This window comes from Alicyclobacillus macrosporangiidus CPP55, assembly GCF_000702485.1.
GTDB lineage: Bacteria > Bacillota > Bacilli > Alicyclobacillales > Alicyclobacillaceae > Alicyclobacillus_H > Alicyclobacillus_H macrosporangiidus_B.
Map to the genome: position 1 here is coordinate 2,227,622 of NZ_JNIL01000001.1, position 25,869 is coordinate 2,253,490.

Sequence of the window (25,869 nt, forward strand, 5' to 3'; positions counted from 1 at the left end):
CCTCCCGTGTCTTGCGATGTCCCTAACCTACCCGTCCGCGCTTCACCCAGGCGGCATGAACGTCCGGCCGACCTGGGGTGCCCGAACCGTGTCGATCCGCCATCCCGACCCGGCTTGGGGATCGAGCAGCCCGTGGCGGGAGCGCGACAAGCCGGGGAGCCAGAGGATCTCGCCTTCCCTCGCAAACCTGGGCCAACCAGGGCGCAGGTGACGCGGGACCTTGGCATCGACGAACACGTCCTGCACCTTTTTTGTGCCGGTCAAGCCAAGGGGAGCCATGCGATCTCCAGGACGGCCCGGCCGCACCTCCACGGTGGGCCACTGTGGAAGCAGAAGGGTCCATGGTGTCACGTGTGTCCCTTCTTTCCCGTGCCACGCGCGGCAGACGAATCGCCACTCGGCCCGTTCCGCGGTCTGGAGACACAATTCCGCGCCATCCGCCAACCGCCACTCCACCGGGGAAAACGTGGACACGTCCGATATTGGGCAAGCGTGTGACCGCGGCTCAACGCGCAACTGGCCATAGGACCGGCGCACCACCCAGCCGCCCGGCAGGTGCACCGCGGCCGATGGCCGGCCTTGTACGCACAGCCGACGCACGCTTTCGATGTGCGCGAACGTCCAATCGAGAACGGGGTTCCCTCTGGAGGTTAAACAAGACAATAGTATTTTAATCGCCCTTCGTTGTAAAGCGACGGGCTCAGCCGCGAGTGCCGGGATGTCCACCGTCGCGCCGCCCGCATCCAGGGCGCAGCAACGATCGAACACGCGCCGGCCCTCTTCTTCCAAGTGCGCATCCTCGTCCTGGACGCCCAGGGCAGCCCTGGCCACCGTGGCTGCGACCCGCGGTTGGCGCTCCCGCAAGCGTGGGATCACCTCGTGACGCAAGTAGTTGCGCAGCGGATCCGTGAACCGGTTCGTCTCGTCTTCTACGTGCCGGAGTTGATTTTCTTCTGCGTACGCCTCGATGTCCTGGCGCTCCACGCCGAGCAGTGGACGCACCCACGTCAGCCCGCCATCCTCTGTGACGGGGCGAATGCCTCCCAATCCCCCCAGGGACGCGCCCCGCATCAGGCGCAACAGGATGGTCTCCAGTTGATCGTCCGCATGGTGCGCGAGCCACACCCGTTCGGCCCCGCAGCTGGCGGCCGCTCGCCGGATGGCTTGACGCCGGACCCGGCGGGCATCCGCCTCCACGCCCCGGCGTTCCCGGCTGGGGATGGCTGCCACAGACACCCGCTGCACCGATGCAGGAATGCCCCAATCCCGCGCCAGTTCCAACACGAACCGGGCGTCGTCGTCCGCGGCCTCCCGCAGCCCGTGGTGCACATGCACCACCCGAAGCTCCACGCCATGCCAGGGCTGGAGCCGCCACAGGGTGTGCAGCAGCACCACGGAGTCCACACCGCCCGAAACCGCCACGAGCCACGGGCGCTCCGCCCTGTGGTCCACAGCGGCCCAATCTGCACATGCCCGTCGCACGGCCTCCATCACGCGCCGCCCCGGCGCACCTGGAACCACCTCCAGTCCCCCCCTTTGCCATCCCGCCAGAACCGTCCGCGCGGCTGGTGTTCTCCCTTCTGCGGCGATCATACCACGAGGAAACCGCAGGGAGTACACGGGGCTCGCCCCTGGGCGGCGCCACGCCCCGCGACAATGCCGGTGGGCATCACGGCACCCAACCGAGAAACGTCAGCCAGGCCCAGGCAGTCGACGTCAATGCGCCGATGAGCGAGATCCACATCAGCCACTCCGTCCAGTCCCGGCCCCCTTTTCGCTTTGCGACAGGGCCCGGACCAGCGGCGTTCATGGAGGCGGAGGCGCCGGCGACGGCAGGCCGGCGCCGCGAAGCCGATTGGTGCAGGGGGGCGGGTGAAACGCGCGGCCCGGGTCGGACCGGCAGTGCAGCGGCCTGCCGACACCATGCTGCGGCGAACTGCCGCTCGTCCATCCCGCCCGCGAGGGCCTGTTCCAGCAAGTGGCGCACGCCCTCTGGCCATCGGCGGATCCCTCGGCGCAGCCATGCCTGACGTTGGGCAGGTGTCTGCCCGGCTAATGACGCGGGGGGCGTCAGCCCACCCAAGCAGATGACGACGACCAAGGCCAACGCCGTCACGTCGTACGACGGTTCCGCCCGCCGGGTGCCCAGGCCCCAGAACGCCCGATCGTAGTACGGGGTGAATTGCCGGACGGACCGCCCGAACGGCGTCACCCCTCCCGCGTCCACAAAGCGCACGTGCGGCGGGTCCCCCGCGATCACGATGTTGTCCGGTTTCAGGTCACAGAAGGCGTACCCGGCGGCGTGCAGCTCCGCCAACCCTTCGGCGATGCCGCGTACCACCGCAGCGGCCGCGTCGCCGGTCAGCCGGGCGGCCGCTTGGGACAGCGGGGTACCCCGGATCCACTCCATGACATAAAAAAAGGCCGAAGGGCCGTGATCATCAATCCACATCGGCTTCGGAAAGGTGCCCGATACACGGTGGAGACGCTCCAAGACCGCCCACTCCAAGGCGATGTCGGACGCGTTGGAGCAGACCTTCACCGCGGCGAGGCCCCGGCGCGTGCGCACCAGGTACACCTCGCCGTTGGCCCCGGTGCCGAGGGGGCGTTCCACCTGGAACGGCTCTCCGGTCCACTTGCCCACCACCCAGTCGCCACACTGCACACAGGCCAACCCCTCACGTCACGGCGCGACCGCCTCGTCGCCCCAACGGCGCACCGGCAGGTCGTCCGCGTTCGACGGACGGTCATCCTCATCCCGCCCGCGGATCTCGTCGAACAGCGCCACGCCCCGCTCAATGGCGGGCCCCGTCGGCGTGCCCCCGCGCGCCACCAGCATGTTCTCCAGCGCGGTCACGTTCAATTGTTCCGAGAACGGCTGAACCAGACGGACCGGCTCATCTCCGCTTCCGGGGAACGCCAGCACGGCAACCCGGGATTCGCCTTGCCTAGCCTGGAGGGAGAATGCCAGATCGCGGATCGCCTCCCGCACCGTCGCCATCTTGTCCTTCATGCTCGCGCTGGTGTCGACGGCGACGACCACGTGCAGGGACACCTCCTCCTCCAACTTGTCCACCACCTGCATCACGCGCGACCGCTCCACCGGCGGCAGATCCTCGGCCGATTTGCCCATGACCTGCATCAGCTCCTGGTTGACCACCTGCTGCAACGTCATGTGCACCGTCTGCTGCGTCATCATCTGCGCGGTGGCCGACAGCAGCGACGGTTCCACCACTCTGCACATGCCGCCGCCCGCGTCGGCGATGGACATCGCCTCCTCTCGCCCGTGGCGCCCCATGTCTCCCTTGTCGACGACGCCGATCACGTTGACCACCACACCCCGACGTCGCGCCTCGGCCGCAGCGGCGACCGGATCGATCCCGACATTCGAACATCCGTCGGTGATCACCAACAATTGCCGGATGACGGCTTGCTGGCCTCCCAAATCTTCCACCCCCCATACGGACTAGTAGCCAGTATGGACGGATTTTTCGGGCGTCATTCCGGCCATCAGGCCCCGCGGCGCTTTTCCTGGCGAAGCCCTGTGATGTTGGGCAGGGAGATGGCGGCCCACTCCGGTTGATGAGCGGAGACCAAGGCCACCATCACCGTCATGTCGTCCCGGATCTCCCCATGGTTGAGCCGGACCGCTGATTCCAGGAGCGTGTCCGCGATGGCCTGTGGATCGGTCGTCTCCAGCTGCGCGATCTGGTGTTTCAACCAAGCCTCCTTGTCATAGGTGTGCTGCGGCGCATCGTATACGCCGTCGGACACGAGGATGAGGATGTCCCCTGCCTCCAACTGTTTGGGGATGGACTGGACCTCGATGTCCCGCAAGATGCCGATCGGCACACTGCTGCCGGTGATGGTGTGCACTTCACCGCCGCGTTTGATGAAGCTCGGCGCGGAACCGATCTTCAAGAATTCCGCCCGTGCGGTGTACAGATCGATCAAGGCCATATCGAGGGTAGTGAACACCTCGTCGCGGGATCGCAACAAGAGGGCGGAGTTCACCGTCCGCACCGCCAACCGCTCGTCGAACCCCGCCTGGAGCAAGCGCCCTAACAGGTCAATCGCGGCTTTCGACTCGCGCTGCGCACGTTCACCGTTGCCCATGCCGTCGCTGACCGCCACGGCGTAACGGCCGTTTCCGATGTCGAGCGCGGTGCACGAATCGCCAGACACGGTTCGCCCGTCCCTGGCGACGGTCGCCACAGCGGTCTGGACGTCGAACAGGCGCGCAGATCGGAACACCGCCCGGCAGGGGCCAGGCCCTTCGCTCACCTCGTGCACCGTGATGTGCTCGCCGACGATGCCAGACAGCAGAGGGGCGATGACCCGGACCGAGTTTTCGTGCGCACCCTGGGATGGCTGCGTGACCTCCACCTCCACCTTCCCCGGGTCGAGGCTGACGATGTGCACATCGTCCACGTACAGTCCCATCTGTTCGAGGGCTGCCAGGATCTGCTCTTCGCCCCAAAGCGTGGATTCGTTGCGCCGATCGATCTCTTGTGCCACGGCCCGGATCACCTCCGCCACGCCGGCCAACTGCTGGGATACCAGCTGCCGTTGTTCGTTGAGCTTCGCGAGCCACTTGGCGTCCCGGTCGGTGATCTCCAGGTTCTGGCGCAGCATGGACATCATTGTGTCGATGCGAATGCAGCGATCCCGGAGATCCGGCGTCGGCGGCGCGTAACGGGATCCGGACGCTTCCAGGCGCTCGAGGGTGCGCACGATGGCCTGATAGGTGAGATACGCCTCCTTTCCCCAGCACTTCTCCCGCCGCGGGCAGGCATGGCAGACCGTCGTGGCCACCCGGCCCACGGTGTGGTCCATCAACTGCTGCGCGGAAGCCACCGGGGTGGCGCCACCCTCGGCGAACGTGGCCGACAGTTCATCGAACACCTTTCCCAGGCCGTCGACCCGCTCCCACAGAAGTTTGCGCACCCTGCGCGCGTGGTCCCGCTCCGACTCCCGGTGTTCCGCCGTCCCGGGGACGTAGGAGGCCAATTCACGCCGGAGCCGCTTCGGGGTGCACAGATACAACAGACAGGCGACACCGCTCGCCAGCGCGCTCGCCTCGGCCGCCGCGAAGCTGTTGGTGGCAGCCGCACCGAGCAGCACGGTGCTGCCTGTGAACGCCACCGCCCCCCACAGCCGGCCAGCCTCCTTCAGGACGCCGGCGAGCAGTCCCGCGAATGCCAACACCGCAACATCGGCCAACGCACTGGTGTGGTGGACCACAGCCAACGTGCCCGTGACGACTGCCGTCGTGGTGGCCACCCCCGGGCCTCCGGCGGACGCCATCAACAACACCAGCCAATCCACCGCGACCCCTGCCACCGGAATGCCGGCCACCGTGAGGGACGACAGTCCCGTGATGACCGATCCCATCAGGATGGAGACGCTGACCCATTGTTCGAACCGCAGGGTGCGGCCACCTGAATGGCCGGTGAAGATCGGTAGGCACTGAATGAAGATGAGGGCCAGTATTGCAGCCAAGGCGCCGTCGGCGAACGCGATCATCAGATCATAACGGGTCCACACGGTTCCTACGGCGGCCAGCCGGGCGGCCGTATCGACCGCGCCGGCAATGAACGGCGCCCAGTGCAGGTCCGGTGGCCTGCGTGGAGACAAAGCCTTGCGGCACAACAAGTACAACGCCATGTCGGCAGCGAGCAGCCCGGCCGCTCCAAGACCACCCCGCGTGTAGGCGCCGGCCAGTGCCGCCAGCGCAGGCCAGCTGCGCCGGATTCCCAACAGTTCCACCAGAACCGCGAAGTAAGCCACGGCGAACGGCCAGATGACGTGTTCGATGTCCGCGCGGCCGAGCAGCAACGCCAGCAGCAACAACGCTCCGGTACGCGCCCAGGATGTCCGCGCCAGGGGCATCGCTCGCGACGGGAATGAACCCTTCAAGAGGTTCTTCCCCTTGCCCGTAACCACGACTTGGTAAGCCATCGTTCCTTCCCCCTCTGTGAGGTGTAGGGTCATTATACGGAGAGGGGATGGGTGGATTTTGTCAAAACGCGGTGTCGAATGAAAGAAATGTTCCGACACCTGTCGCCGCAGATGTGCTCGAGCCGACACGGTTCCCGCCGTTGGGACGAGCGCCGTGTCACTCCAGGGCGATCCGCGCGATGCCGGACAAAGTTTTTTATAATGGACCAAAAACCTTTGCGGAAACGGGGCATCAGCGATGGAACAGGGATTTCCTGAAGAAAAGGCGCGCATGTCGTGGGAGACGTTTTTTGCGACCCAAAGCCGGGTGATGGCTCTGCGTTCGACGTGCCGCCGGCTGGCGGTGGGATGCGTGATCGTCCGCGACAAGCGGATGATCGCCAGCGGTTACAACGGATCCATCCGGGGGGATGTCCATTGCCTGGACGTCGGGTGCAAGGTGGTGGACGGCCATTGCGTGCGAGCGATTCACGCCGAACAAAACGCCCTGTTGCAGTGCGCCCGATTCGGCATCTCAACGGAAGGCGCGGACCTGTACGTCACGCATCTGCCGTGCCTGCAGTGCACGAAGAGCATCATTCAAGCCGGAATTCGGCGCGTGTATTACGAGGAGGTCTACCGTCCAGATCCATATGCGGCCGAACTGTTCGAGTTTGCGGGGATCCCGGTGGAGCAGGTGCACAGTGACCTCAATTCCCTGTTGCGCGCCCTCGCCCGACAGGAGCATGGACAGGAGCTCCCCCATATACATAAGTAAACGCCTGCCATCCGGGTTGGGCGGGCGTCAGCTCGGGAAAGCGAGGGGGAAGAGGATGCCAGAGTGGCTGTGCAGCCAACTTCGGAGGGCGTTCCTCAACCACGACACGCGCTCCATTCAAATGTTGAACCAAGCCTTCTTCCGTTACCGGAACACCAAGGGCCTCACGCAGCCGTGATCGCGGTCGCGCGGGCCCTCACGCATCGCTGGCTCGGCGCCGGCCATGCGCCGGCGCGATCTCAGCCGGTCACGTGGAGCGTGGCGGCGATCCAGGTGCTGTAGCCGAAGATGCACGTGGACAGCAACAGCAGTACGCTGCCGAACAGGTTACGATCCCGCAGCAGACGGATCAGGCCAACCAAGGACATCACGGTAAACGCCAACAGGAAGACGGCAACCACCCAAGGATGCAGGTAGTGTTCCACCACGCCTCACCTCTGCCTCATCAGACTGCAACGTCCCAACACCACGACAGCAATTATAATGAACCGAGCGCGCGTGGTCAAAATCGTCTGAAGCGACCTTCTCAAGTGGCCTCAGGATTTTGGCGCGAGGAGCGTGCCGCGGAATTTTCCAGCTACCCGCAACAGCACGTCCATGTCCACCGGTCCCAGCTGCACCTTGTACATGTCGAGGGAAATGTGGCAGCCGTCCCGGTCATTGATGTCGTCGAACGCCAACATCACACGCGTCCCGTCGCTCAACTCATACTCCAAATAGTAGCGTTCCACGGCGACCTCCTCAAAATGACGCGAGCGGAGCACCGCGGTGCCCCGCTCTGTGTGTCTGAACGGTTTTCAGCCTCGGCGCCCGCCACGCCCGCCACGCTTGGATTCACTCCGCCGAAGCGCCTGCAGCCGTTCCTCACTGTCCTTCATGAACCGCAGCAGTTTATCTTCAAACGACTGCCGGCTCCCGCCGCCGTACCGGCCTCCCGGCCGGCGCCGGCCGCCCGGGGACGGATTCGGATTGTCCATCGCCTGCCGGATGGAGAGGCCAATCTTCCCATCTTTGTCGACGTGGATGACCTTCACCGTCACCGAGTCGTTGATCTTCAGATGGTCATGTATATCCTTCACGTAGTTGTGTGAAATTTCCGAGATATGCACGAGGCCCGTGACACCTCCCGGCAGCAAAACAAACGCGCCAAAATTCGTGATACCAGTGACCTTGCCCTCCAATTTGCTGCCGACCTCAATGGTCATAAAAAGGCGGTTCCTCCCTTAAGGTTTAAGACTCCCATCAGTATCATACACAGATCCACGAATATGCATCAAGCGTCCAACCGCAGTGGCGCAAAGATCCCCCGCTACCACCGTCCCCTGTCAGGGTCGTTTCGCCTGCACGTCGAACGGTACCTGCCCTGGCAAGACCAGGTTGTAATGGTCGCTGGCGTACCGTGCGATGTACCGGTCATCCTGCAGTTGTTGGGCCTCTTGCGCTAGGCTATCGTGCTGCTTCTGTAGAGCGGCTAGCTGCTGTTCCAGTTGCGCCTGTTTGGCGGAAAGCTGGGTCAACTGGGGTCGCTGCACGTGCCAGTAATGGTACGCCGCCCAAACGCACACAGTGGCCAACATCAGGTAGCGGAGCTTGAATCTGCGCAGGGAGCGCACCGGCTTCTCCGCCGGCCCTCGGGAGGGGGTCCGGGAAGTGAGTGTGGCAAGTTTTCCCACAGCCATGGTCAGCCCCTTGGTAAGGATTGGCGCGGCCGGTCAATCCCGAACGCACTTTGATTTTACCCACTTCGACGCGGCCGTCCAAAAGTCCTCCCAGTGGGTGTGAATGGTATGGAAAATTCGCTTCATGAAAACGGTGTTCAGCAGTCTTTTCAATCCCGTGAGGCGGGCTGCAAGACCGAGCAACCAAAACAGCGTGTCCTCCAGACGGCAGAGGACCTGGTACACCAGGCGCAACAACCGCCACAGGAGGCGCAGCCACAGCAGGATGGGAGCCACCAACAGCGTGTACACGACGCGCCAGACCAGATGAATCAGCCCGCGGACCGCCCAGACGACGGCGAAAGCGCTCCGGATGACAAGCCTGCGCACAGTCGCTCGGTACAACACATACCCAGCGCCCAGCAGGAGAAATACGTACAGCCGGACGCGTCCATCGTCGAAGCGGAACACCAAGTGGTACACCAGGGCGGCCGAGACGAGCCAAAACAACAGGTCGAGCGTCGGGCGAAGCCACCGGAACCACCGGCTGGCTCCCGTCACGGTGTTGTAGAGGTCAAACACGGTGCCCATCAACAGGCCGGCCGCCATAAGGGTCGTCAGGTAAATCCACTGCGCCGCCATGGCGTTTACCGGAACAATCGCCCGACGACGCGTTTTTTCTGCGCCTGCTCGCTGACGTATGTCAGGTTGGACACTGTGCCTTCAATCTCGACGACCCCCTGGTCCAAGTCCAGGTGTTTCATGTGCAGATTTGTCCCCTGGATGGTCAACGGTCCGGCGGACGTCACGAGCGAAAACGCGTGCGCGTCGAAGCTCTCGACACTGGAGACACCGGTGACCTGCACCCACTTGCGGCCTTTGATGGAGATGTCGTGCGGCTCGGCAGAAGCCATGTGTCAGCCCCCCCAACCTGTCCCGTCTCTGCTTCAATGTATGATCGCATCACTCGGGATAGAACATCGCCCTGTGGGGTGGCAGCGACAACGGCCAAAAAAAGACCGGCCCATCCGCCGGTCTTGGAATCAAACCTCTTCCTCCTCGTCCTCCGCGTCCGCGTCTTCCGCCACGCCCGTCCCGGTCGAGCTCAATAGCTCGTACATCTCACCGGCCGCTTCCTTGCGCGGATTGTCCAACAACCGCAATACTTTCACCTCGACCGTGCGATTTCCGTAACGGAGGGTGACGATGTCACCGGGCGCTACCTCGGTACCCGCCTTGGCAACGCGTCCGTTCACCGAGACCCGGCCGGCGTCCGCCAACTCTTTGGCCACGGTCCGCCGTTTCACCAACCGGGACGACTTGAGGAACTTGTCGATACGCAACTTACTTGGTCAGTTCCTTCAGGCGGTTGCCAGGCTTGAACGCAGGAACGGTGGACTCGGGAATCGAGATCACCTCGCCGGTCTGCGGGTTGCGGCCGGAACGAGCGGAGCGCTTGCGCGTCTCAAATGTGCCGAACCCAATCACCTGGACCTTCTCGCCAGCTGCCAGGGCCTCCTCGATGGCGCTGAACACGCTGTTCACCGCTGCTTCGGCGTCTTTCTTCTTCAGCCCAGTCTGCTCGGCAACCTTGTTGATCAGATCCACTTTATTCACGTCTCAATGCCCCCTTCGTTGCATGTCAGACGATCTATTCGTCTTCTACCCCGGAAATCCTGCTACCATCCCGAACGGACCGAGGAATTTCCACGTCCAGGCGCCGCCGCTTTTGCCCGCCGCCACAGCGCGTCAAGGTGCTCGTCCGAGAGATCGTCCAGTGTCAACCCATCCACCGCCGCGATCCGCTCCATTTGGCGGAAACGAGCGACAAACTTCCGGGTGGCCTGAAGGAGCGCCCGATCCATATCCAGTTCGCAACGCCTGGCCAAATTGGCGGCGGCGAATAACAGGTCTCCGAACTCCTCCTCCAGTCGACCCCCGTCCCCCCGCACCAACTCCTCGCGGAGTTCCGCCACTTCCTCTTCGATTTTGTCGACGATATCCTCCGCCCGCCTCCAGTCAAACCCGGCTTCGGCCGCCAGGCGCCCCGCCTGGACGGCGACCTGAGCCGGCGGGCGAGCCCATTTCAAGCGCGCCAAGGCGGAGAGGTCCTGGTCTTCGCCCGCGTGCTCGCGCGCCTTGGCCGTTCGCCACATCCTTTCCGCCTCCGCCTCGTCCTTCGCCGTCCCATCGCCAAACACATGGGGATGCCGCCGGATCAGCTTGTCCGCCAGGGCGGCATAGACATCCCGCAATGTGAAGGCCCCCTCCTCCGCACCGATCTGCGCGTGCAGCAACACCTGCAGGAGGAGATCCCCGAGCTCATCGGCGAGTGCGTCCGGGTCGTCCCGATCGATGGCATCCGCCACTTCGTACGCCTCCTCGATGACGTAGCGGCGGAGCGACCGGTGTGTCTGCTCCCGATCCCAGGGGCAGCCCCCCGGCTCCCGCAAACGGCGGACCAACCCCGCCAGGTACCACGGGTCTCTTCGCAGCGCCTCGTTCCCTGGCTCGGCCGGCGGGATGTACAGCGTGGTCACATGGTCCACCCAGTCCACACGGTCGATCTCGTACAGAGGCATCCGTTCGATCCGCTCCTCCCCCGGCACACCTGCCGCGCGCAACAGGGTCACCGGATGGTCGTCCGGGTAGACCTCCATCAGCGTGAGCTTGACGTCGGACGCGACGGCACGTTGAAACACCTGCGCGATGAGGGTGTGGCATCGGGGCTGCAGTTGGTCGGACCGCAAGACGGTGGCATCCAGCATCAGGAGGCCGTCAATCGGATCGACGCCGAGCACGCTCAACACCCCGTCGAGGAAACTCTGGCCCGGCCCCAAGACCACCTCGACCCCCTCCTCGGGTGCGGCCGCCAACAGATTCCGGACCGACTGTTCCGCCACGCCGGGGTGTCCGGGCACCGCGTACACCAGCTCTTCCGCGCGCTTCGCCTCGTCCAACAGGGTACGCGCGATGCGCGCGTACACCTGTTCAAACGACTCCCCCTGCTCGTAATGGTCGTCCAGGGCCCGGAACTTCAGGCCTCTGCGGCGCAACTCCGGAACGACGGGATGCATTTCCGTACGCAAAAACACCGGCCAGCCGGCTTCGAGCAGTTCCAGGCTGCCGACCGGAACCCCCGCCCAGCTTCCCGGGCCAAGGCCAATGACGTGGATCTTCGGCATCGAAGCCCTCCTCGCGCAGCATCCTTAAGTGCGCAACAACCCGAGCTTGGAACACCAGGCTGCCAAGCGTGGCCCGACCTTGGGCACCGCCTCCAGCTCGGCGCGGGACAGGGCGCCGCAGGCCGCCAAAGCCAGGAAATAGATCAGCCCCCCGCCCAACACCATCGCTGCGGCCGCCGCAGCCACCCATTCCCGGGGTTGCGACAGCCCGCCCCACATCATCCACTGGCGGCTCATGGCGAAGACGAACCCGCCCATGACGAAGGTGGCCAGTCCCGGGCGCACCGCCCAGTTCAACCAGTCGATCCGCACGCGGAGATGCCGCCGTACGGCCCAGAGGTTCAACAGGGTGGCCACGGTATAGCCAATCACCGTAGACAGCGCCGCCCCGCGGATGCCTGAGCTGGGGACCCAGGCCAGGTTCCCCGCCACCTTGCAGGCGGATCCGGCGAGCAGGTGGAGGACGGGGAGGTACACCCATCCCGCCCCCTGCAAGACGGCGGCCAGCGTGGTCTGAAGACTGGCGAACACCGTGGCGAACGCCATCACCTGAATCACTTCGCTGCCCGCCGTGTCCTTGAACAGGGCCAGGTCGATAGGGCGGGCCAGGAGCGCCAAGCCCACCGCTGCAGGCAGCGACAGGAGCACGGTGAGCCGGACGGCCTGGTCGATCCGATCCTCCATCAAACGGCGGAAACCGAGTGTGAACGCTTCGGACACCGCCGGCATCACCGCGATGCCGATACTGGATGCGAGCGTCGTCGGCAGCATCATCAGCTTGAACGCCCGGCCGGTGAGCAGGCCAAACTCCGCCGTCGCCTGGGCCTGGGGCTCTCCGGTCTGCTTCAGCAAATTGACCACCGTCACCACGTCCACGTTGTTCATCAGCGGCACCACGAGTGCGCCGAGGCTGATGGGGAACGCGTAGTACAGCAAACGGCGGGCCACCCCCGGGCGCACTCGTGTCCGTCGAAGGCGGTGATCGGAGCCCAACTCGGGATGCCGTGTTATCCAATAATAACCGAGCAACAGCAAGCCGGCAAAGGCGCCGGTGACCGCGCCAAATGCCGCTCCGGCGGCCGCGGCCGCTTGGCCGTATCCCTGCCGCATCAGCCAGACCGCCATCACCAGGATGGTCGCGACGCGCACGAACTGCTCCACCACCTGGGACATGGCGGTCGGATACATCCATTGAAATCCTTGAAAATACCCCCGGAGGGCGCTCATCACGGGAACCAGCAGCAACGCGGGAGCGATAGCCCGGATGGCCCAGGCGGCCCGCGCGTCTCCCGCGACCTTCGCCCACAGGTCGGCACCGAAAAAGAGGATGGCGAACGTCACCATCCCCGCCCCGGTCAGCATCCATCCTGCGACCCGGAGCGTGTGGCGAACCTCCGCATCCTCGCCGCGGGCCAATTGTTCGGAGACCAACTTGGAGATCGCGACCGGAAACCCGGCGGTGGCGATGGCCAACAGGGTGGCATAGATGGGGTAGGCCATCTGGAACAATCCCATCCCGCTGTCCCCGATCACATTCTGCAGCACAATGGTGTAGACAGAACCCAGCAGTTTGGCCACCATCGCCGCCCCGGCCAACAGCATGGCGCCGTGGACGAACCCTCGCTGCGGCGGCACGCCAAATCCCCCCTCGTGTCCAGCGTATCGCTAATCTATATGGACAGCCAAGGGGGGATAGTCCACCGCCAAACAGAAAGGCCCGCATGTCACAGCGGGCCGCTTGCTCCGGAGGAACTCACTGCTCCATTTGCTTTGCCAGGAAACCCGCCGCCGTCTCGCACAACTTCTTCTCCAACTCGCCCATCTTCACGCCTTCTTCGCGGGAGAGGAGGATCACCGCACCGATGGGATCCCCCGCTGCGACGATGGGCGCGATCACGCGGGAGGTGAATCGTTCGCTCCGCTCACGCACCACCGCGTACTCACCCGCCTGCGCGTTGACGATCGTCCTGCGGTCCTCCATCGCCTGCTCGACGTCGTCGCTGATGGGCTTGTCCAAAAAGTCTTTTTTGGGGGCGCCAGACACGGCAATGATGACGTCCCGATCCGTTATGAGTGCGATATGGCCAGTCGAATCCGCCAGGGATTCCGCATACTCTTTGGCGAAATCACCGAGTTCTCCGATCGGCGAGTACTTCTTCAGGATGACTTCTCCATCGCGATCGACAAAGATTTCTAAGGGATCTCCTTCCCGAATGCGCAGCGTCCGTCGAATTTCTTTCGGAATCACAACCCGACCGAGGTCATCAATCCTACGTACGATGCCTGTTGCCTTCAAACGTTGATCCCCACCTTTTTTATCCTGAAGTTGGCAAAACCCGTCTCGCTCACTCACCTCTGCACCGTGACTTCCCGCACAGACCTGGCACATGCCAGTTTGTGTCTGACGCCTCTGCGGATTCCTGACGTGCACTTATTATGTTGCGGCTTCCATCCCCGTATGCACCCGTGACCAGACGCGGGCGTGCCGGCCAAGCGCAAACGTGGCGATCACAGGTCCTTTTCCGCCACCTTCAGCTGGATGTGCGCCGCTTTTTGCGCGTCCGCGTAAATCGCCTTCTCCTTGTCGTTCTGCGCCTGCGTCAACAGCGTCTGCTTGATCTCATCCTTGGCTTGGTCGAACGGGATCTGGGTGCGCTTGTCTACGCGGATAATATGGTAACCGTACTGGGTGTGCACAGGATCGCTGATCTGGCCGATCGGCAGCGTCTTGACCGCCTTGGCGAAATCGGCATCGAACGAGGATACCGGTTGATCTGCGTACTGCCCGTGGTTGTCCTTCACGGCGGGGTCCGTGGAGTACTGGTCGGCCAGCTTCTCGAAGTCGGCCCCCTGTTTCAACTGGGCCTCAATCTGCTTGGCCTGGTCCAGGGAGGAGACCAGGATGTGATGCACCGTCACCTGCAGGTAATCGTCCTTGTGCTGATTGTAATACGTCTGCGCCTGTTGATCGGTGACCTGAAGGTCCTTGGTCTGGTCGAGCAGGTATTGCTGCAGGTATTGGCTTTTGAGCGCCAGCCTGGCCAGGTCGTCTTCGCTGACCCCGAGCGACTGCATCTTTTGCTTCACTTCGTCTTGGCTCTTGTACTGGGAGCCGACCAGCTCCTGAATCGCCTGATCTGCCAACTGGCGGGCCTGGGCGGGATCCGTCTTCACGTTCGTGAGCTGTTGGGCCTTGCCATACAAGTATTTATACCAGACCACATAGTAGGTCAGAAAATCCTTCTTGCTCTCCTGCTGTTGCAGTCCAGGCAGGACGACCTGCAAGTTGTACTGGCGGTCCAGCTCGTCCTTGCGCACCTCGCCGCCGGTGTAGGTCGCCACCACGGGCCCGGTGTAGGCGGGTTCGGGCGGGATAGGCGCCGCAGCGGTAGCGTTCTGCGTCCCCGCCGCATTGCCCGTCTGGTTGGCGGCTTGTCCCGGGCCGCCGCAACCGGCCACGAGCGCCGCTCCGAGCAGAAATGCCGCCAGCGCGTGCATTCGCTTATTTCGCAAATTCCTCGACCTCCTTGGCAGATTTGAACACATCCGCGAACGACTCCAGAAATTTCAATAACCGCTTGCAAAGCTCGCGATCGGACACACCTTTGCTGCGGAACACCACTTGGAGGGAGCCGTTCGGTCGCTTCAGGTACTGGCCGGCATGCTGCTTGGCGAGGCTGAACAGACGGCCGTGATCAACCGCGGGGGTCATCTCAGGCCGCAGGCGGACCGCCACCTCCCCTCCCTGCGCCGAGATGGCCTCGACGCCGAAGCGCGCCGCGTAACTCTTCATGCGCGTGACATCGAGCAGATTCATCACCGGCTCCGGCAGGTCGCCGTAACGGTCGATGAGTTCCTCCTCCAGTTCGTCGGCCGCCTCCGGGCTGCGCACGTACTTGAATTTCTTGTACATCGCGATCTTCTGGGCAGGATCCGAGATGTACGTATCCGGGATGTACGCCTCGATGCCGAGATCGATGACCGGCTCCGGGACCTCTTTTTCCTGTTCCCCCCGGATCTCCTTCACCGCCTTGGCGAGCATGTCGTTGTACAGATCAAAACCGACCGAATTGATGAAGCCGTGTTGTTCGGCACCGAGCAGATTCCCCGCGCCACGAATGGCGAGATCGCGCATGGCGATCTTGAAGCCGCTGCCGAGTTCCGTGAACTCCTTGATGGCCTGCAGCCGTTTCTCCGCCACCTCCGTCAGTACCTTGTCGCGCTGATACGTGAAGTACGCGTAGGCGATGCGGTTGGAGCGGCCCACGCGGCCGCGCAGCTGGTACAGCTGCGCCAAACCCAAACGGTCGGCGTCATAGACGATCAGCGTGTTCACATTGGGAATGTCCAGCCCGGTCTCGATGATGGTGGTGGTGACGAGCACGTCGATCTCCCCCTCCAGGAAATCGAGCATCACCCGTTCCAACTGGTCCTCCGCCATCTGACCGTGTGCCACCGCGATGCGCGCGTCCGGAACGAGGCGCTGAACGCGTTCCGCCATGGCGTGGATGTTCTGCACCTGATTGTACACGAAATACACCTGGCCACCGCGGTTGAGTTCGCGCTCTATCGCCTCGCGGACGAGGTCTTCGTGAAACTCCACCACGTAGGTCTGCACCGGAAAGCGATTCTCGGGCGGCGTTTCGATGACCGACAGATCGCGCACCCCGAGCAGGGACATGTGCAGCGTGCGCGGGATGGGCGTGGCGGTCAGGGTCAGGCAATCGACGTTGGTCTTCAGCTGCTTGAGCCGCTCCTTATGCGTGACGCCGAAGCGCTGCTCCTCGTCGACGATGAGCAGCCCCAGATCCTTGAACTGGACCGATTTTTGCAACAACCGGTGCGTGCCGATCACAATGTCGATACTGCCGTCTTTGAGCCCCTTGATGACCGCGCTGGCTTCCGACTTCGTGCGGAACCGGCTCAGCACCTCGATGGTCACCGGAAACCCGGCAAACCGCTCTTTAAACGTCTCATAGTGCTGGTGTGCCAGAATGGTGGTGGGCACCAACACCGCCACTTGCTTGCTGTCCATCACCGCCTTGAAGGCGGCCCGGATGGCCACCTCGGTCTTGCCGTAGCCGACGTCGCCGCACAGCAACCGATCCATAGGCGTCGGCTTTTCCATGTCCCGTTTGATCTCCTCGATGGCGCGCAGCTGATCCGGGGTTTCCTCGTACGGGAACATCGCTTCGAAGTCCTTCTGCCACGGCGTATCCGGAGAGAAGGCGTGGCCGCGCGACGCCTGGCGCGCCGCGTACAGTTTGACCAGATCCTCGGCGATGTCCCGCACCGACCGAGACACCTTCTGCTTGACGCGGTTCCACTCGCCGCCGCCCAAGTGGTACAGCTTCGGCTCCTTGTCCTCGGCGCCGATGTACCGCTGCACTTGGTCAATCTGGTCCACGGGCACGTACAGGCTATCGTTGCCGGCGTATTGCAGGTGCAGATAGTCCTGATGGCGTCCGTCGATCTCGAGCGTGCGGATGCCGAGATACTTCCCGATGCCGTGGTTGACGTGCACCACATAGTCGCCGACGTGCAACTCTTGGTAGCTGCGGATGCGCTCCGCGTCGGTCATCTCCCGGCGGACCCGGCGCGCTTTTTTGCGGGACGGAAACACCTCCGTCTCGACGATGACGGCCAACCGCTGCATCGGCAGCTCGAACCCGGAGGAGAGGCTGGCGACGAGGATCTGCGGCGTGCGCGACGGTGTGAAGGCGGTGGCGCGCACCGCCTCAATGCGGTAATCAGCCAGCACCCGCTCCAACCGATCCGCCCGCTCCTCGGTCGCCGCCGTCAGCACCACGTGCGTTCCGCTGCGCTGCCAGCGCTGCACCTCGGTTTTCAGCACGTTCATCTGGCCGTGGAACTGCTGCATCGGCTTGGCCGCCACATTCCACACGAACCGATGGCGATGCCCGCCGCTGCGGGCGAACATGGAGAACTCCACCCCGGCCATTCCGCGGTGTTCCCACACCAGCTGGTACTGCGGCGGCCGCTGCGTCCCCGACAACAGCTCGCCCCGCAGCAACCCGTTGGAGAGCCATTCCTGGAATTCCCGTTCCAGCCCCTTCTGGCGCTCCTGCAGGCGTGTCGGCTCGTCGAGACAGGCCAACGTCCCGAACGGAAGGTAGTCGAACAAGGTGTGCACGGCCCCGGGGAACAGGGCGTCGTAGCGCAGCAGACCGGCGAAGGGTTGACCCCCGGCGAGCCGTCGGATGTCCTCCCCGACGACCGTCTGCAGCCGGTCCCGGACTTCGAGATCCGTGGCGAGGCGCACGCGTTCCTCGAGCGCCTTCTGCAGGCGCTCGGAAGCCTCCTGCATGCGGGCGGCGGGCACGAGGAAATCGAGCACCGGCCCGATCACGGCCTGCTCGAGGTTCACCTGGGAGCGCTGAGTATCGGGATCGAAGCGGCGGATGGAATCCACCTCGTCGTCAAACAGTTCAATGCGCACCGGCATCTCTTCGGTGAGGGGAAACACGTCCAAGATGCCGCCGCGCACCGCGAACTGCCCCTTCGTCTCCACCATGTCGACCCGCTCGTATCCGCTCTGCACCAGGTTCCGCTGCACCTGCTCCAGGTCCGCCACATCGCCGGGCTTGACGACCCACTGCAGGCTGCGCAGGACATCGCGCGTCATCACGGGCTGAACGGCCGATTGGATGGTCGCCACAACCACGGCGGGGTGGCCCTGCGCCAAGTGCTGCAGCACGTTCATCCGGTCCGCCACCGCCTCCCGGCTGTAGGCCAGCGCGTCGACGAGCGACCACTCCCGTTCCGGGAATAAGAACACCGCTTCGCCGGGCAGGAACTCCCGCAAGTCATCGGCGATCTGCCCCGCCTGGGCCAAGCTGTGCGTGACGATCACGGTGGAGGCGTTGGGATTCCCCTCCTTGCGAAGGGTGTGCAAGGCAGCGTAGTACAGGTGCCGCGCGCTGCCGCTGGTCCCCGTGACCAAACCGTCCAATCCGGTCGGTGTCAGGCTCGTGAACGTCCGGCGGAACTCGGCGTCGGCGGCGATGTAGCGAACCAGATCAATCACGTTACCCCTCCTCGCAGCCCAACACCCCGGACAATCTGAAAATCGCCTTAGCAGATCTGCCAAGGCGATTGACAGCGTCCATGACCATTGGCTGGCATCGACCTACTGGAGCAGCTTGCCCTCTACCAACAACTCTGGGTTTCGTTCTATGGCACTCTGGCAGTAATCGCAAACCGTCTGCACAGACAGGACCCCATTGTTTTTATCATACGCCACCCACTCGGAATGTTCCACGGGTGACAGGGTGTGCAAACCACAGAACCGCTCGGCCTGCTCCAGCGTCCACTCCGGGCAGTTCACCTGCCCGACCAGATGCTTGCAGTGACCGCACCAATATTCGATGCGCACGCCCATCCCTCCGCTTCTGCGCCCCGTGTCGCAGACAAAAAGCCTGCAGGTTCGCACTACTAGTATGGAAGCGGGGGAGGGAACCCATACCTGCTGAGCGATGGGAGGGTTGGGCTTCGCTTCTGCGCTAAAGCGAGCCGCTTCGCCCAACCCTCCCATCTCATGCGCATGCCAAGTGCGGGATCACCCGTGGCGCACATTGTAACGGTTCATCGCGGCCGCAAAGCCCTGTTCCAGCGCGCACTGGACGGCGTCCGCCGCCCGGGCCACGGCCTCCTGAACCGGCGCCAGGTCCTCCGCTGAAAACGGGCTGAGGACGTAGTCGACCACCCGGCCATCCCCGGAAGGCCGCCCGATACCGACGCGCACGCGCGGAAACACCTCGCTGCCGAGGTGTTGGATCACCGATTTCACTCCATTGTGCCCGCCGGCGCTGCCGCGCTCACGCAAGCGGATCTGTCCGGGCGGGAAGTCCATGTCGTCGTACACCAGGATGAGATCCCGCGCAGGATCCAATTCTTGGTAAAAGTCGATCAGCTCGCGCACAGATTCGCCGCTCAGGTTCATGTACGTCTGCGGCTTGACGAGGAGGACCTTTTCCCCGCCCGCGCGACCTTCGGCGACGTGAGCGCGCCACTTCACCTTTCCCCAAGAGACACCGAGGCGGCGCGCCAGCTCGTCCACCACCCAGAAACCAACGTTGTGCCTCGTCTTTTCGTACATCGCCCCCGGATTGCCCAAACCGACGATGACCTTCATCGGACGCCTCCATTCCACCCGTCCATCAATCGAACAGCTGGCTGATGGACCGCTGGGTGTGCACGCGGATGATGGCCTCGGCGATCAGTTCCGCCACCGACAGCACCGTGATCTTGTCCAGCCGTTTCTCCGGCGGAAGCGCGATGGTGTTGGTGACGACAATCTCGCGGATCTCCGAACGGCGCAGCTTGTCCACGCCATCCCCTGACAACACCGGGTGGATGCAGCAGGCGTACACCTCCCGCGCCCCCCGCTCCAAAAGGGCCTTGGCCCCGAGCGTGATGGTGCCTGCGGTGTCGATCATGTCGTCGACAAGGATGGCCGTCTTCCCGTCGATTTCGCCGATGATGTTCATCACCTCGGCCACATTGGCGTCCGGCCGCCGCTTGTCGATGATGGCCAACGGCGCCCCGAGTCGCTCCGCCAGTTGGCGAGCGCGGGTGACCCCGCCCATGTCGGGCGAGACCACCACCGGATCGCGGATGTCCTTTTCGAGGAAGTAGTTTGCCAGGATGGGCAGTCCCACGAGATGATCGAGCGGAATGTCGAAAAAGCCCTGGATCTGGCCGGCGTGCAGGTCCATGCAGATGACCCGGTTGGCCCCCGCTTTTTCCAGCAGATTGGCGACGAGCTTTGCAGTGATGGGATCGCGGGCGCGCGCCTTGCGGTCCTGGCGAGCATATCCATAATACGGGATGACCACGTTGACCGCCCGCGCCGAGGCCCGTTTGAGGGCATCGATCATGATCAGCAGCTCCATCAGATGCTCGTTCACGGGCGCCGACGTGGGCTGCACCACGAACACGTTGCAGCCGCGCACGCTCTCCCCTAACTTGATGCGCACCTCGCCGTCCGAAAACCGGCCGACCACGCAGTCGCCGAGGGCCACCCCGACGTAGTCCGCGATCTCCTGAGCCAACGCCGGGTTGGCGTTGCCCGTGAAGATCTTCAGGTCACCGTCCTTCTGCATCCCCGGTTCTCCCTTCCGTTTGCACCCTGGCTTGTCGTTTCTCTTTCCACGCCCGGACGTAACCGGGCTTCGTCACCTGGCGGGGGCGGGAGATGGCGAACCCGTCCGCGGGCACGTCGTCCGTAATGGTCGATCCTGCGCACAGGTACGCGCCGTCCCCAACGGTGACGGGGGCAATCAGGTTGACATTTGACCCCACGAACGCGTCGTCCCCGATCACCGTGCGGTGTTTCTTCTCCCCATCGTAGTTGACCGTGATGACGCCACAACCGACGTTGACCCGGCGACCGACGTCCGCGTCGCCGACGTACGCCAAGTGGCTGACCTTGGTTCCGTCGCCGATCACGCTGTTTTTGATCTCCACGAAGTCGCCGATCTTCACACCGGCTCCCACCCGGCTGCCGGGCCGGACATACGCAAAGGGCCCGACCGACGCCCGAGGGCCGATCTCGCTTTTCAGAACCACCGACTGCTCCACGACAGCGCCGTCCCCGACCACGCTGTCCACCAACCGCGTGTTGGGCCCAATGACGCAATCCGAACCGATCCGCGTGGTCCCCTCCAGGACGCACCCCGGGTAGATCACCGTGTCCGGCCCAATCACGACGTCCGTGTCGATGTACGTGTGATCCGGATCGACGAACGTCACTCCGTCCCGGGCCCAGCGCCGGTTGATGCGCCTGCGCAGGATGCGCTCCACCTCCGCCAACTGCCAGCGGTCATTGACGCTCGCCACCTCGTCCGGATCCCCTGCTTGTACCGCGTACACCGCCTTGCCCGCTGCGCGCAGGATGGCGACCGTGTCCGTCAGGTAGTATTCGCCCTGGGCGTTGTCCGGGCGCACCTGGGCCAGCACGGGTTCCAACTCCGCCCGTGCAAACGCGTAGATGCCCGTGTTGATCAGCCGGTTGCGCCGTTGTTCGGCCGAAGCGTCTTTCTCCTCGACGATGCGCGTCACCAGCCCGTCCGGGCCCATTTCCACGCGTCCCAGCCCGGTGGGATCCGGCACCTCGGCGGTCAGCACGCAGGCGGCCGCCCCACGCGCCTCGCGCTCCGAGAGCAGCCGCTCCACCGTCTCCGCCTCTATCAACGGGGCATCCCCGTACAGCACCACCACGGTGTCGATTCCGTCGGCCAGCGCAGGCAAGGCCACCTGTACGGCATGTCCGGTCCCGAGCTGCGCTTCCTGGACCACCACGTCTGCACGCCCGGCCACCGCGGCCTCGACGGCCTCCCGGTGTTGCCCGACCACGACCAACACCTGATCCAGCCGCAGGCGTTCCAACTGGCTGAGGATGTGCAATATCATCGGCTTGCCGCAGACGGGGTGAAGCACTTTGTGGCGCTTGGACTTCATGCGCGTGCCGTGTCCCGCTGCCAACACAATCGCCGCTCTGCCCACACCATCGCCTCCATCCCCACTATCCATCCCAGTGTACCCGAAGCCTCGCCGCGATTTCAATTTACGCGTCACGGGCCACAACGGTCTGGAAACGACTTCAGAAAACAAACAAAAAACCCCAACGCTCGTTGGGGTCCCTCATCCCTGCCCTACGCAGAGGAACAGACAACGTTACGCGGTGGGCTGGGCCACATCCGTACGGTAGTACTCCGCCAACACCGCTTCCTGGATCTTTTGCCGAGTCGCCGAAGAAATCGGGTGCGCAATGTCGCGGAACTCCCCATCCGGCGTCTTCTTGCTCGGCATCGCCACGAACATGCCGTTGTTCCCGTCGATGACGCGGATGTCATGGACGACGAACTCACTGTCGATGGTGATGGACGCGATGGCTTTCATACGGCCTTCGCCGTTGACTCTGCGAAGGCGGACATCCGTGATCTGCACCTGTTTCACCACCCTTGTTGTCCGCGAATGATCCTGAGTACCCTATTCGCGGCGGGTGGCCGAATTCCTGCTTGTCCAGTACAAATTTTCAAAAAATCATGTTTCGGATTCGGAAGGGTCAAGGGCGCAGTGCGGTGAATTCGATCTCCACCGCCGCCCCCCGCGGCAGGGCCGCCACTTGCACGGTCGATCGCGCCGGACGGTGATCCCCGAAATATTCCCCGTAGGCCCGATTCACACGTTCAAAGTTCGCCAGATCGGTCAGGTAAATCGTCGCCTTCACCACGTCCTTGCGCGTCACGCCGGCCGCCGTCAGAATCGCGTCCAAGTTGGCCAACACCTGCTGCACCTGTTCATCCACCGAGCCGTCGACGAACGTCCCGTCTGGCCGCAACGGGATCTGACCGGAGGTAAACACGTAGGGTCCTGCCGAAACGGCCTGCGCGTAGGGCCCGATGGCCGCGGGAGCCTGCTGGGTTGAAATCACGTCCATGCGAAGACCTCCTTCACGAGTGTACCGGCAACGCCGGAGTCAGGATAACCCCCTCGCCTTCCTGCAGAGGGCCGAGGGTGAACAGAGACACGTACTCGGGAACCAGTTTTTCGGCCGGCTCCTGGGTCGCCACAAACACCGCGACCCCTGCGACCTGCGCCTCAAACTCCGCGAGCAGGTTGACCACGCCCTTGGCGGTGGCGCCGGCCTTCATGAAGTCGTCCACCACCAATGCCCGCGCACGCTGCGGCATGGCGCGTTTCGACATCGACATGGTCTGAATCCGCCGCTCAGAGCCGGAGATGTAATGGATGCTCACCGACGCGCCCTCCGTCACCCGGTGATCCCGGCGCACCACCGCCACCGGCACGTGCAGGTAGCGCGCGGCCGACACCGCGAGCGGGATACCCTTGGTCTCCACCGTCACCACCACCTGGATTTCCCGGTCCGCGAAGGCTTCGGCGAACAGGCGTCCGGCCAAGTCCAATACGTCTGGATCGCCGAGAACGTCGGACATGTAGAGAAATCCCCCCGGCAGGATGCGGGAGGGATCGGACAACCGGGCCACAATGGCCTGCAGGAACGCCTCGCGCTGGGCGGGCGGCACGCGTACCTGGTATTTCACACCCCCCGCTGCGCCCGCGATGGACCACACGACACCGCTGCCATCCCGTTCGAGAACGCTCCTCACCAAGGCCACGTCCTCGCTGAGGGACGATTTCGCTGCCTCCAGACGTTCTGCCAACTCGGACAGCGACAAGGCACGGTTGGGTTGATCCAGCAGGTTTTTGGTGACGCGAATCAAGCGTTCCGAACGGCGCACATCCATCCTCCTCGCGGGCGCTGCTCCGCGGATGCGGGCAGGTCCGAAGCGAATATAGCACACCGTCTTCCCCAGGAAAAGCGTACCGTGATCAGGGAATGATGCCGGCATTCCGGGCCGGCAGGGGCGCCGCGGTGAGGAACCGGCACAGATACACCTCGCGCATAAACCCCCGGAGCGCGTGGTATACCCGCTGGGCTGCACCGCGCGTGGGAAGGAGGCAGTACAAGGTTGGCCCGCTGCCCGACATGAACACCGGGACCTGCGCCACCTGCTGCACGCGCTGTGCCACTCGCCCGACCTCCGGATACAGGCGGAACGTCACCGGGGCCAGCGCGTTGAATACATTCGCTCGCACGGCCTCAAAATCGCCCGCCACCAGGGCGGCCTTCATCACCGGGCTGCGGGGCGCCGCGCTGTAGTCCGCGCGCGTCAAAGCGGCGTACACGTCTCCCGTCGAGACGAAGACGGGCGGCCTCACCAGCACCACCCAGGCGTTCATGGTGTGACGGATCGGTTCAATTCGCTCCCCTCGCCCCTGCGCGACGGCGCAGCCGCGCCAGACGCAGAACGGCACGTCCGAGCCGACGGACGCTCCCCACTCCGCCAACTCGGCGAGCGGGCGGCCGGTCGCCCATAGCCGGTTCAGGCCGCGCAGCACCGCCGCCGCGTCAGCCGATCCGCCGGCTAGACCGGCCGCCACCGGGATCTGCTTATCGATATGGATATGCACCCCTCGCGTCAGACCGCTTCGCGCCCGAAACACGCGCGCGGCGGTGTGGGCGAGGTTGCGCTCGTCCAGAGGGACTGTGGAAACGCTGGCGTCGATGGTGATGTCCCCGCCAGGGTCGTCTTCCAGGGTCAGGACGTCTGCGAGATCGACCGTCTGCATCACCATGTCGACTTCGTGATACCCGTCTTCCCGCCGTCCCAAAACATCCAAGGTGAGATTGATTTTCGCAAACGCGTGCTCGACCAACAATGCGCCCACCCCACAACACCCTTTAGCATGCGGGAGCGGGGCAGGGGAGTCAAGTCACAGCGGTACGGCGGCGAACGGCTGCGCCGGCGTCACGTCGAAGCCGGCCACGGGCACGCCGCCGAACGCCCGCACCACCTGTTGCGCCGGCGCCAGTTGTTCGAAGAACATCACCACCACGTCCCCGGGCCCCGCTTGAGACAGCGCGAACCGCAGCGCCTCGGGTTCACGGGCGATCACGGTGCACGGCTTCCCCGGCGCCAGCGCCTGGATCTCCTCCGCCAGGAGGGCCGCCACCTCCCCGTCCCGGCGGCCGCGTTTGTCCGCGTCCTCCTTGACCACAAAAGCGTCGAAGATCTCTGCCGCCTGCCGGCCGCTCTGCCGGATCACCGAGTCCATCCGGTCCCCCGGCACGCCGACGACCCCGATCAGACGGCGGTGCGGGACCTGCTTCAACCACTCCCCCATCCGCTGAAAGCCATCCGGGTTGTGGCCGTAATCGAGGACGGCGTACGCGCCGCCGGGGAGCCGGTAGAGCATGCACCGGCCGGGGTTGTGTTCACTCGGCAGGAAGGTGGTCAGGCCGCTGGCCACCTGCTGGCGTGTGCATCCGAGGGCGCGCAGGGCGGCCACGGCGGCCAGGCAGTTCTCGGTGTGAAATCGGGCCAGCCCCTGCATGGTCAGCGGGATGTCGCGGACCGGCGCGACCTCCCAGGTCAGGTTCCCGCGCCCTTCCACAATCCATCCGCGCGACACGTAATACCCGACGCCGCCGCACGCCAGGTGCCGCTTCAACACCGGGTTTTGTTCCGACATCGAGAAGTAAGCGACTTGGGCAGGGAGCCGCGGCGCCAATTCGACGAGGCGTTCGTCGTCGGCGTTGAGGACAACGGTGCCGTCTTCCCAGACGCACTCGCCGACGAGGGACTTGATGTGGACCAGATCCTCGAGGGTCTCCACGCCGTCCTGGCCGAGGTGGTCCACGCGGATGTTGGTGATGACGGCGACGTTCGCGCGATCGTACGCCAGCCCCCCGCGCACG

At 64.2% G+C, this 25,869-nt stretch carries 28 protein-coding genes; 2 read left to right on the forward strand and 26 right to left on the reverse strand.

Annotated elements, in window-relative coordinates:
* Nucleotides 1–42: 42 nt before the first annotated feature.
* The 4 genes from tilS to spoIIE form a co-directional block, all read right to left on the reverse strand.
* Nucleotides 43–1,521, reverse strand: coding sequence for a tRNA lysidine(34) synthetase TilS (tilS, locus tag N687_RS0111110; RefSeq protein WP_051663163.1), 1,479 nt, complete (start codon nt 1,519–1,521; stop codon nt 43–45).
* 148 nt (nt 1,522–1,669) lie between these two features.
* Nucleotides 1,670–2,665 (reverse strand): protein kinase domain-containing protein, encoded by a 996-nt coding sequence (locus N687_RS22215; RefSeq protein ID WP_051663164.1) that lies wholly within the window; start codon nt 2,663–2,665, stop codon nt 1,670–1,672.
* 18 nt (nt 2,666–2,683) lie between these two features.
* Nucleotides 2,684–3,445 (reverse strand): vWA domain-containing protein, encoded by a 762-nt coding sequence (locus tag N687_RS0111120; RefSeq protein WP_156040117.1) that lies wholly within the window; start codon nt 3,443–3,445, stop codon nt 2,684–2,686.
* Nucleotides 3,446–3,510: 65 nt separating this feature from the next.
* A complete protein-coding gene (gene spoIIE, locus N687_RS0111125) occupies nt 3,511–5,961 on the reverse strand; it encodes a stage II sporulation protein E (RefSeq protein WP_029421925.1) in 2,451 nt (816 codons plus the stop codon).
* A gap of 271 nt (nt 5,962–6,232) precedes the next feature.
* On the opposite strand from spoIIE, the gene N687_RS0111130 reads away from it, so the two are divergent.
* Both N687_RS0111130 and cmpA read left to right on the forward strand, forming a co-directional pair.
* The gene (locus tag N687_RS0111130; protein ID WP_419670159.1) at nt 6,233–6,718 is read left to right on the forward strand and encodes a ComE operon protein 2; all 486 of its coding nucleotides are present in this window, start codon (nt 6,233–6,235) and stop codon (nt 6,716–6,718) included.
* Between the two features lie 55 nt (nt 6,719–6,773).
* Nucleotides 6,774–6,896 carry a cortex morphogenetic protein CmpA gene (gene cmpA / locus N687_RS23890; protein ID WP_139234732.1) on the forward strand — a complete coding sequence of 41 codons (123 nt, stop codon included), beginning with the start codon at nt 6,774–6,776 and terminating at the stop codon, nt 6,894–6,896.
* Nucleotides 6,897–6,957: 61 nt separating this feature from the next.
* Here the strand turns inward: cmpA and N687_RS0111140 are convergent, their stop codons facing one another.
* From N687_RS0111140 to N687_RS25135, 22 genes are all read right to left on the reverse strand, one after another.
* The gene (locus N687_RS0111140; RefSeq protein WP_029421927.1) at nt 6,958–7,143 is read right to left on the reverse strand and encodes a DUF2759 family protein; all 186 of its coding nucleotides are present in this window, start codon (nt 7,141–7,143) and stop codon (nt 6,958–6,960) included.
* A 111-nt stretch (nt 7,144–7,254) separates the two neighbouring features.
* Entirely contained in the window at nt 7,255–7,449 is a 195-nt protein-coding gene (locus N687_RS0111145; protein WP_029421928.1) for a hypothetical protein, read from the reverse strand.
* A 66-nt stretch (nt 7,450–7,515) separates the two neighbouring features.
* Nucleotides 7,516–7,923: a S1 domain-containing RNA-binding protein gene (locus tag N687_RS0111150; protein WP_029421929.1), complete on the reverse strand. Its 408-nt coding sequence runs from the start codon at nt 7,921–7,923 to the stop codon at nt 7,516–7,518.
* A gap of 120 nt (nt 7,924–8,043) precedes the next feature.
* The gene (locus N687_RS0111155; RefSeq protein ID WP_051663166.1) at nt 8,044–8,397 is read right to left on the reverse strand and encodes an FtsB family cell division protein; all 354 of its coding nucleotides are present in this window, start codon (nt 8,395–8,397) and stop codon (nt 8,044–8,046) included.
* 33 nt (nt 8,398–8,430) lie between these two features.
* Nucleotides 8,431–9,018 (reverse strand): spore cortex biosynthesis protein YabQ, encoded by a 588-nt coding sequence (yabQ, locus tag N687_RS0111160; protein ID WP_051663167.1) that lies wholly within the window; start codon nt 9,016–9,018, stop codon nt 8,431–8,433.
* Nucleotides 9,019–9,023: 5 nt separating this feature from the next.
* On the reverse strand, nt 9,024–9,290 hold the full coding sequence (yabP, locus tag N687_RS0111165) for a sporulation protein YabP (protein ID WP_029421932.1): 267 nt from the start codon (nt 9,288–9,290) through the stop codon (nt 9,024–9,026).
* A gap of 129 nt (nt 9,291–9,419) precedes the next feature.
* A complete protein-coding gene (locus tag N687_RS0111170; RefSeq protein ID WP_029421933.1) occupies nt 9,420–9,719 on the reverse strand; it encodes an RNA-binding S4 domain-containing protein in 300 nt (99 codons plus the stop codon).
* Nucleotide 9,720: 1 nt separating this feature from the next.
* The gene (locus tag N687_RS0111175) at nt 9,721–9,993 is read right to left on the reverse strand and encodes an HU family DNA-binding protein (RefSeq protein WP_029421934.1); all 273 of its coding nucleotides are present in this window, start codon (nt 9,991–9,993) and stop codon (nt 9,721–9,723) included.
* 62 nt (nt 9,994–10,055) lie between these two features.
* On the reverse strand, nt 10,056–11,561 hold the full coding sequence (mazG, locus tag N687_RS0111180; RefSeq protein WP_029421935.1) for a nucleoside triphosphate pyrophosphohydrolase: 1,506 nt from the start codon (nt 11,559–11,561) through the stop codon (nt 10,056–10,058).
* A gap of 24 nt (nt 11,562–11,585) precedes the next feature.
* Nucleotides 11,586–13,196: a putative polysaccharide biosynthesis protein gene (locus tag N687_RS0111185; protein WP_029421936.1), complete on the reverse strand. Its 1,611-nt coding sequence runs from the start codon at nt 13,194–13,196 to the stop codon at nt 11,586–11,588.
* A 118-nt stretch (nt 13,197–13,314) separates the two neighbouring features.
* Nucleotides 13,315–13,857 carry a stage V sporulation protein T gene (gene spoVT, locus N687_RS0111190; protein WP_029421937.1) on the reverse strand — a complete coding sequence of 181 codons (543 nt, stop codon included), beginning with the start codon at nt 13,855–13,857 and terminating at the stop codon, nt 13,315–13,317.
* Nucleotides 13,858–14,069: 212 nt separating this feature from the next.
* Nucleotides 14,070–15,074 carry a peptidyl-prolyl cis-trans isomerase gene (locus N687_RS0111195; RefSeq protein WP_197029268.1) on the reverse strand — a complete coding sequence of 335 codons (1,005 nt, stop codon included), beginning with the start codon at nt 15,072–15,074 and terminating at the stop codon, nt 14,070–14,072.
* Entirely contained in the window at nt 15,064–18,609 is a 3,546-nt protein-coding gene (gene mfd, locus N687_RS0111200) for a transcription-repair coupling factor (RefSeq protein ID WP_029421939.1), read from the reverse strand. Before mfd ends, N687_RS0111195 begins: the two co-directional genes overlap by 11 nt.
* Nucleotides 18,610–18,711: 102 nt before the next feature.
* On the reverse strand, nt 18,712–18,957 hold the full coding sequence (locus N687_RS24435; RefSeq protein ID WP_029421940.1) for an anti-sigma-F factor Fin: 246 nt from the start codon (nt 18,955–18,957) through the stop codon (nt 18,712–18,714).
* Nucleotides 18,958–19,140: 183 nt separating this feature from the next.
* Nucleotides 19,141–19,716: an aminoacyl-tRNA hydrolase gene (gene pth, locus N687_RS0111210; protein ID WP_029421941.1), complete on the reverse strand. Its 576-nt coding sequence runs from the start codon at nt 19,714–19,716 to the stop codon at nt 19,141–19,143.
* 25 nt (nt 19,717–19,741) lie between these two features.
* Entirely contained in the window at nt 19,742–20,686 is a 945-nt protein-coding gene (locus N687_RS0111215) for a ribose-phosphate diphosphokinase (RefSeq protein ID WP_029421942.1), read from the reverse strand.
* Entirely contained in the window at nt 20,670–22,088 is a 1,419-nt protein-coding gene (gene glmU / locus N687_RS0111220; RefSeq protein ID WP_029421943.1) for a bifunctional UDP-N-acetylglucosamine diphosphorylase/glucosamine-1-phosphate N-acetyltransferase GlmU, read from the reverse strand. Before glmU ends, N687_RS0111215 begins: the two co-directional genes overlap by 17 nt.
* 171 nt (nt 22,089–22,259) lie before the next feature.
* Entirely contained in the window at nt 22,260–22,532 is a 273-nt protein-coding gene (spoVG, locus tag N687_RS0111225) for a septation regulator SpoVG (RefSeq protein ID WP_029421944.1), read from the reverse strand.
* A 118-nt stretch (nt 22,533–22,650) separates the two neighbouring features.
* On the reverse strand, nt 22,651–23,025 hold the full coding sequence (locus N687_RS0111230) for a RidA family protein (RefSeq protein WP_029421945.1): 375 nt from the start codon (nt 23,023–23,025) through the stop codon (nt 22,651–22,653).
* A 13-nt stretch (nt 23,026–23,038) separates the two neighbouring features.
* Nucleotides 23,039–23,854: a pur operon repressor gene (gene purR / locus N687_RS0111235; RefSeq protein ID WP_035462186.1), complete on the reverse strand. Its 816-nt coding sequence runs from the start codon at nt 23,852–23,854 to the stop codon at nt 23,039–23,041.
* 85 nt (nt 23,855–23,939) lie between these two features.
* Nucleotides 23,940–24,839, reverse strand: a complete 900-nt coding sequence (gene ispE, locus N687_RS0111240; RefSeq protein WP_331280135.1) for a 4-(cytidine 5'-diphospho)-2-C-methyl-D-erythritol kinase — start codon at nt 24,837–24,839, stop codon at nt 23,940–23,942.
* Between the two features lie 45 nt (nt 24,840–24,884).
* A complete protein-coding gene (locus tag N687_RS25135) occupies nt 24,885–25,868 on the reverse strand; it encodes a glutamate ligase domain-containing protein (protein ID WP_331280136.1) in 984 nt (327 codons plus the stop codon).
* Between the last annotated feature and the right edge of the window lies 1 nt (nt 25,869).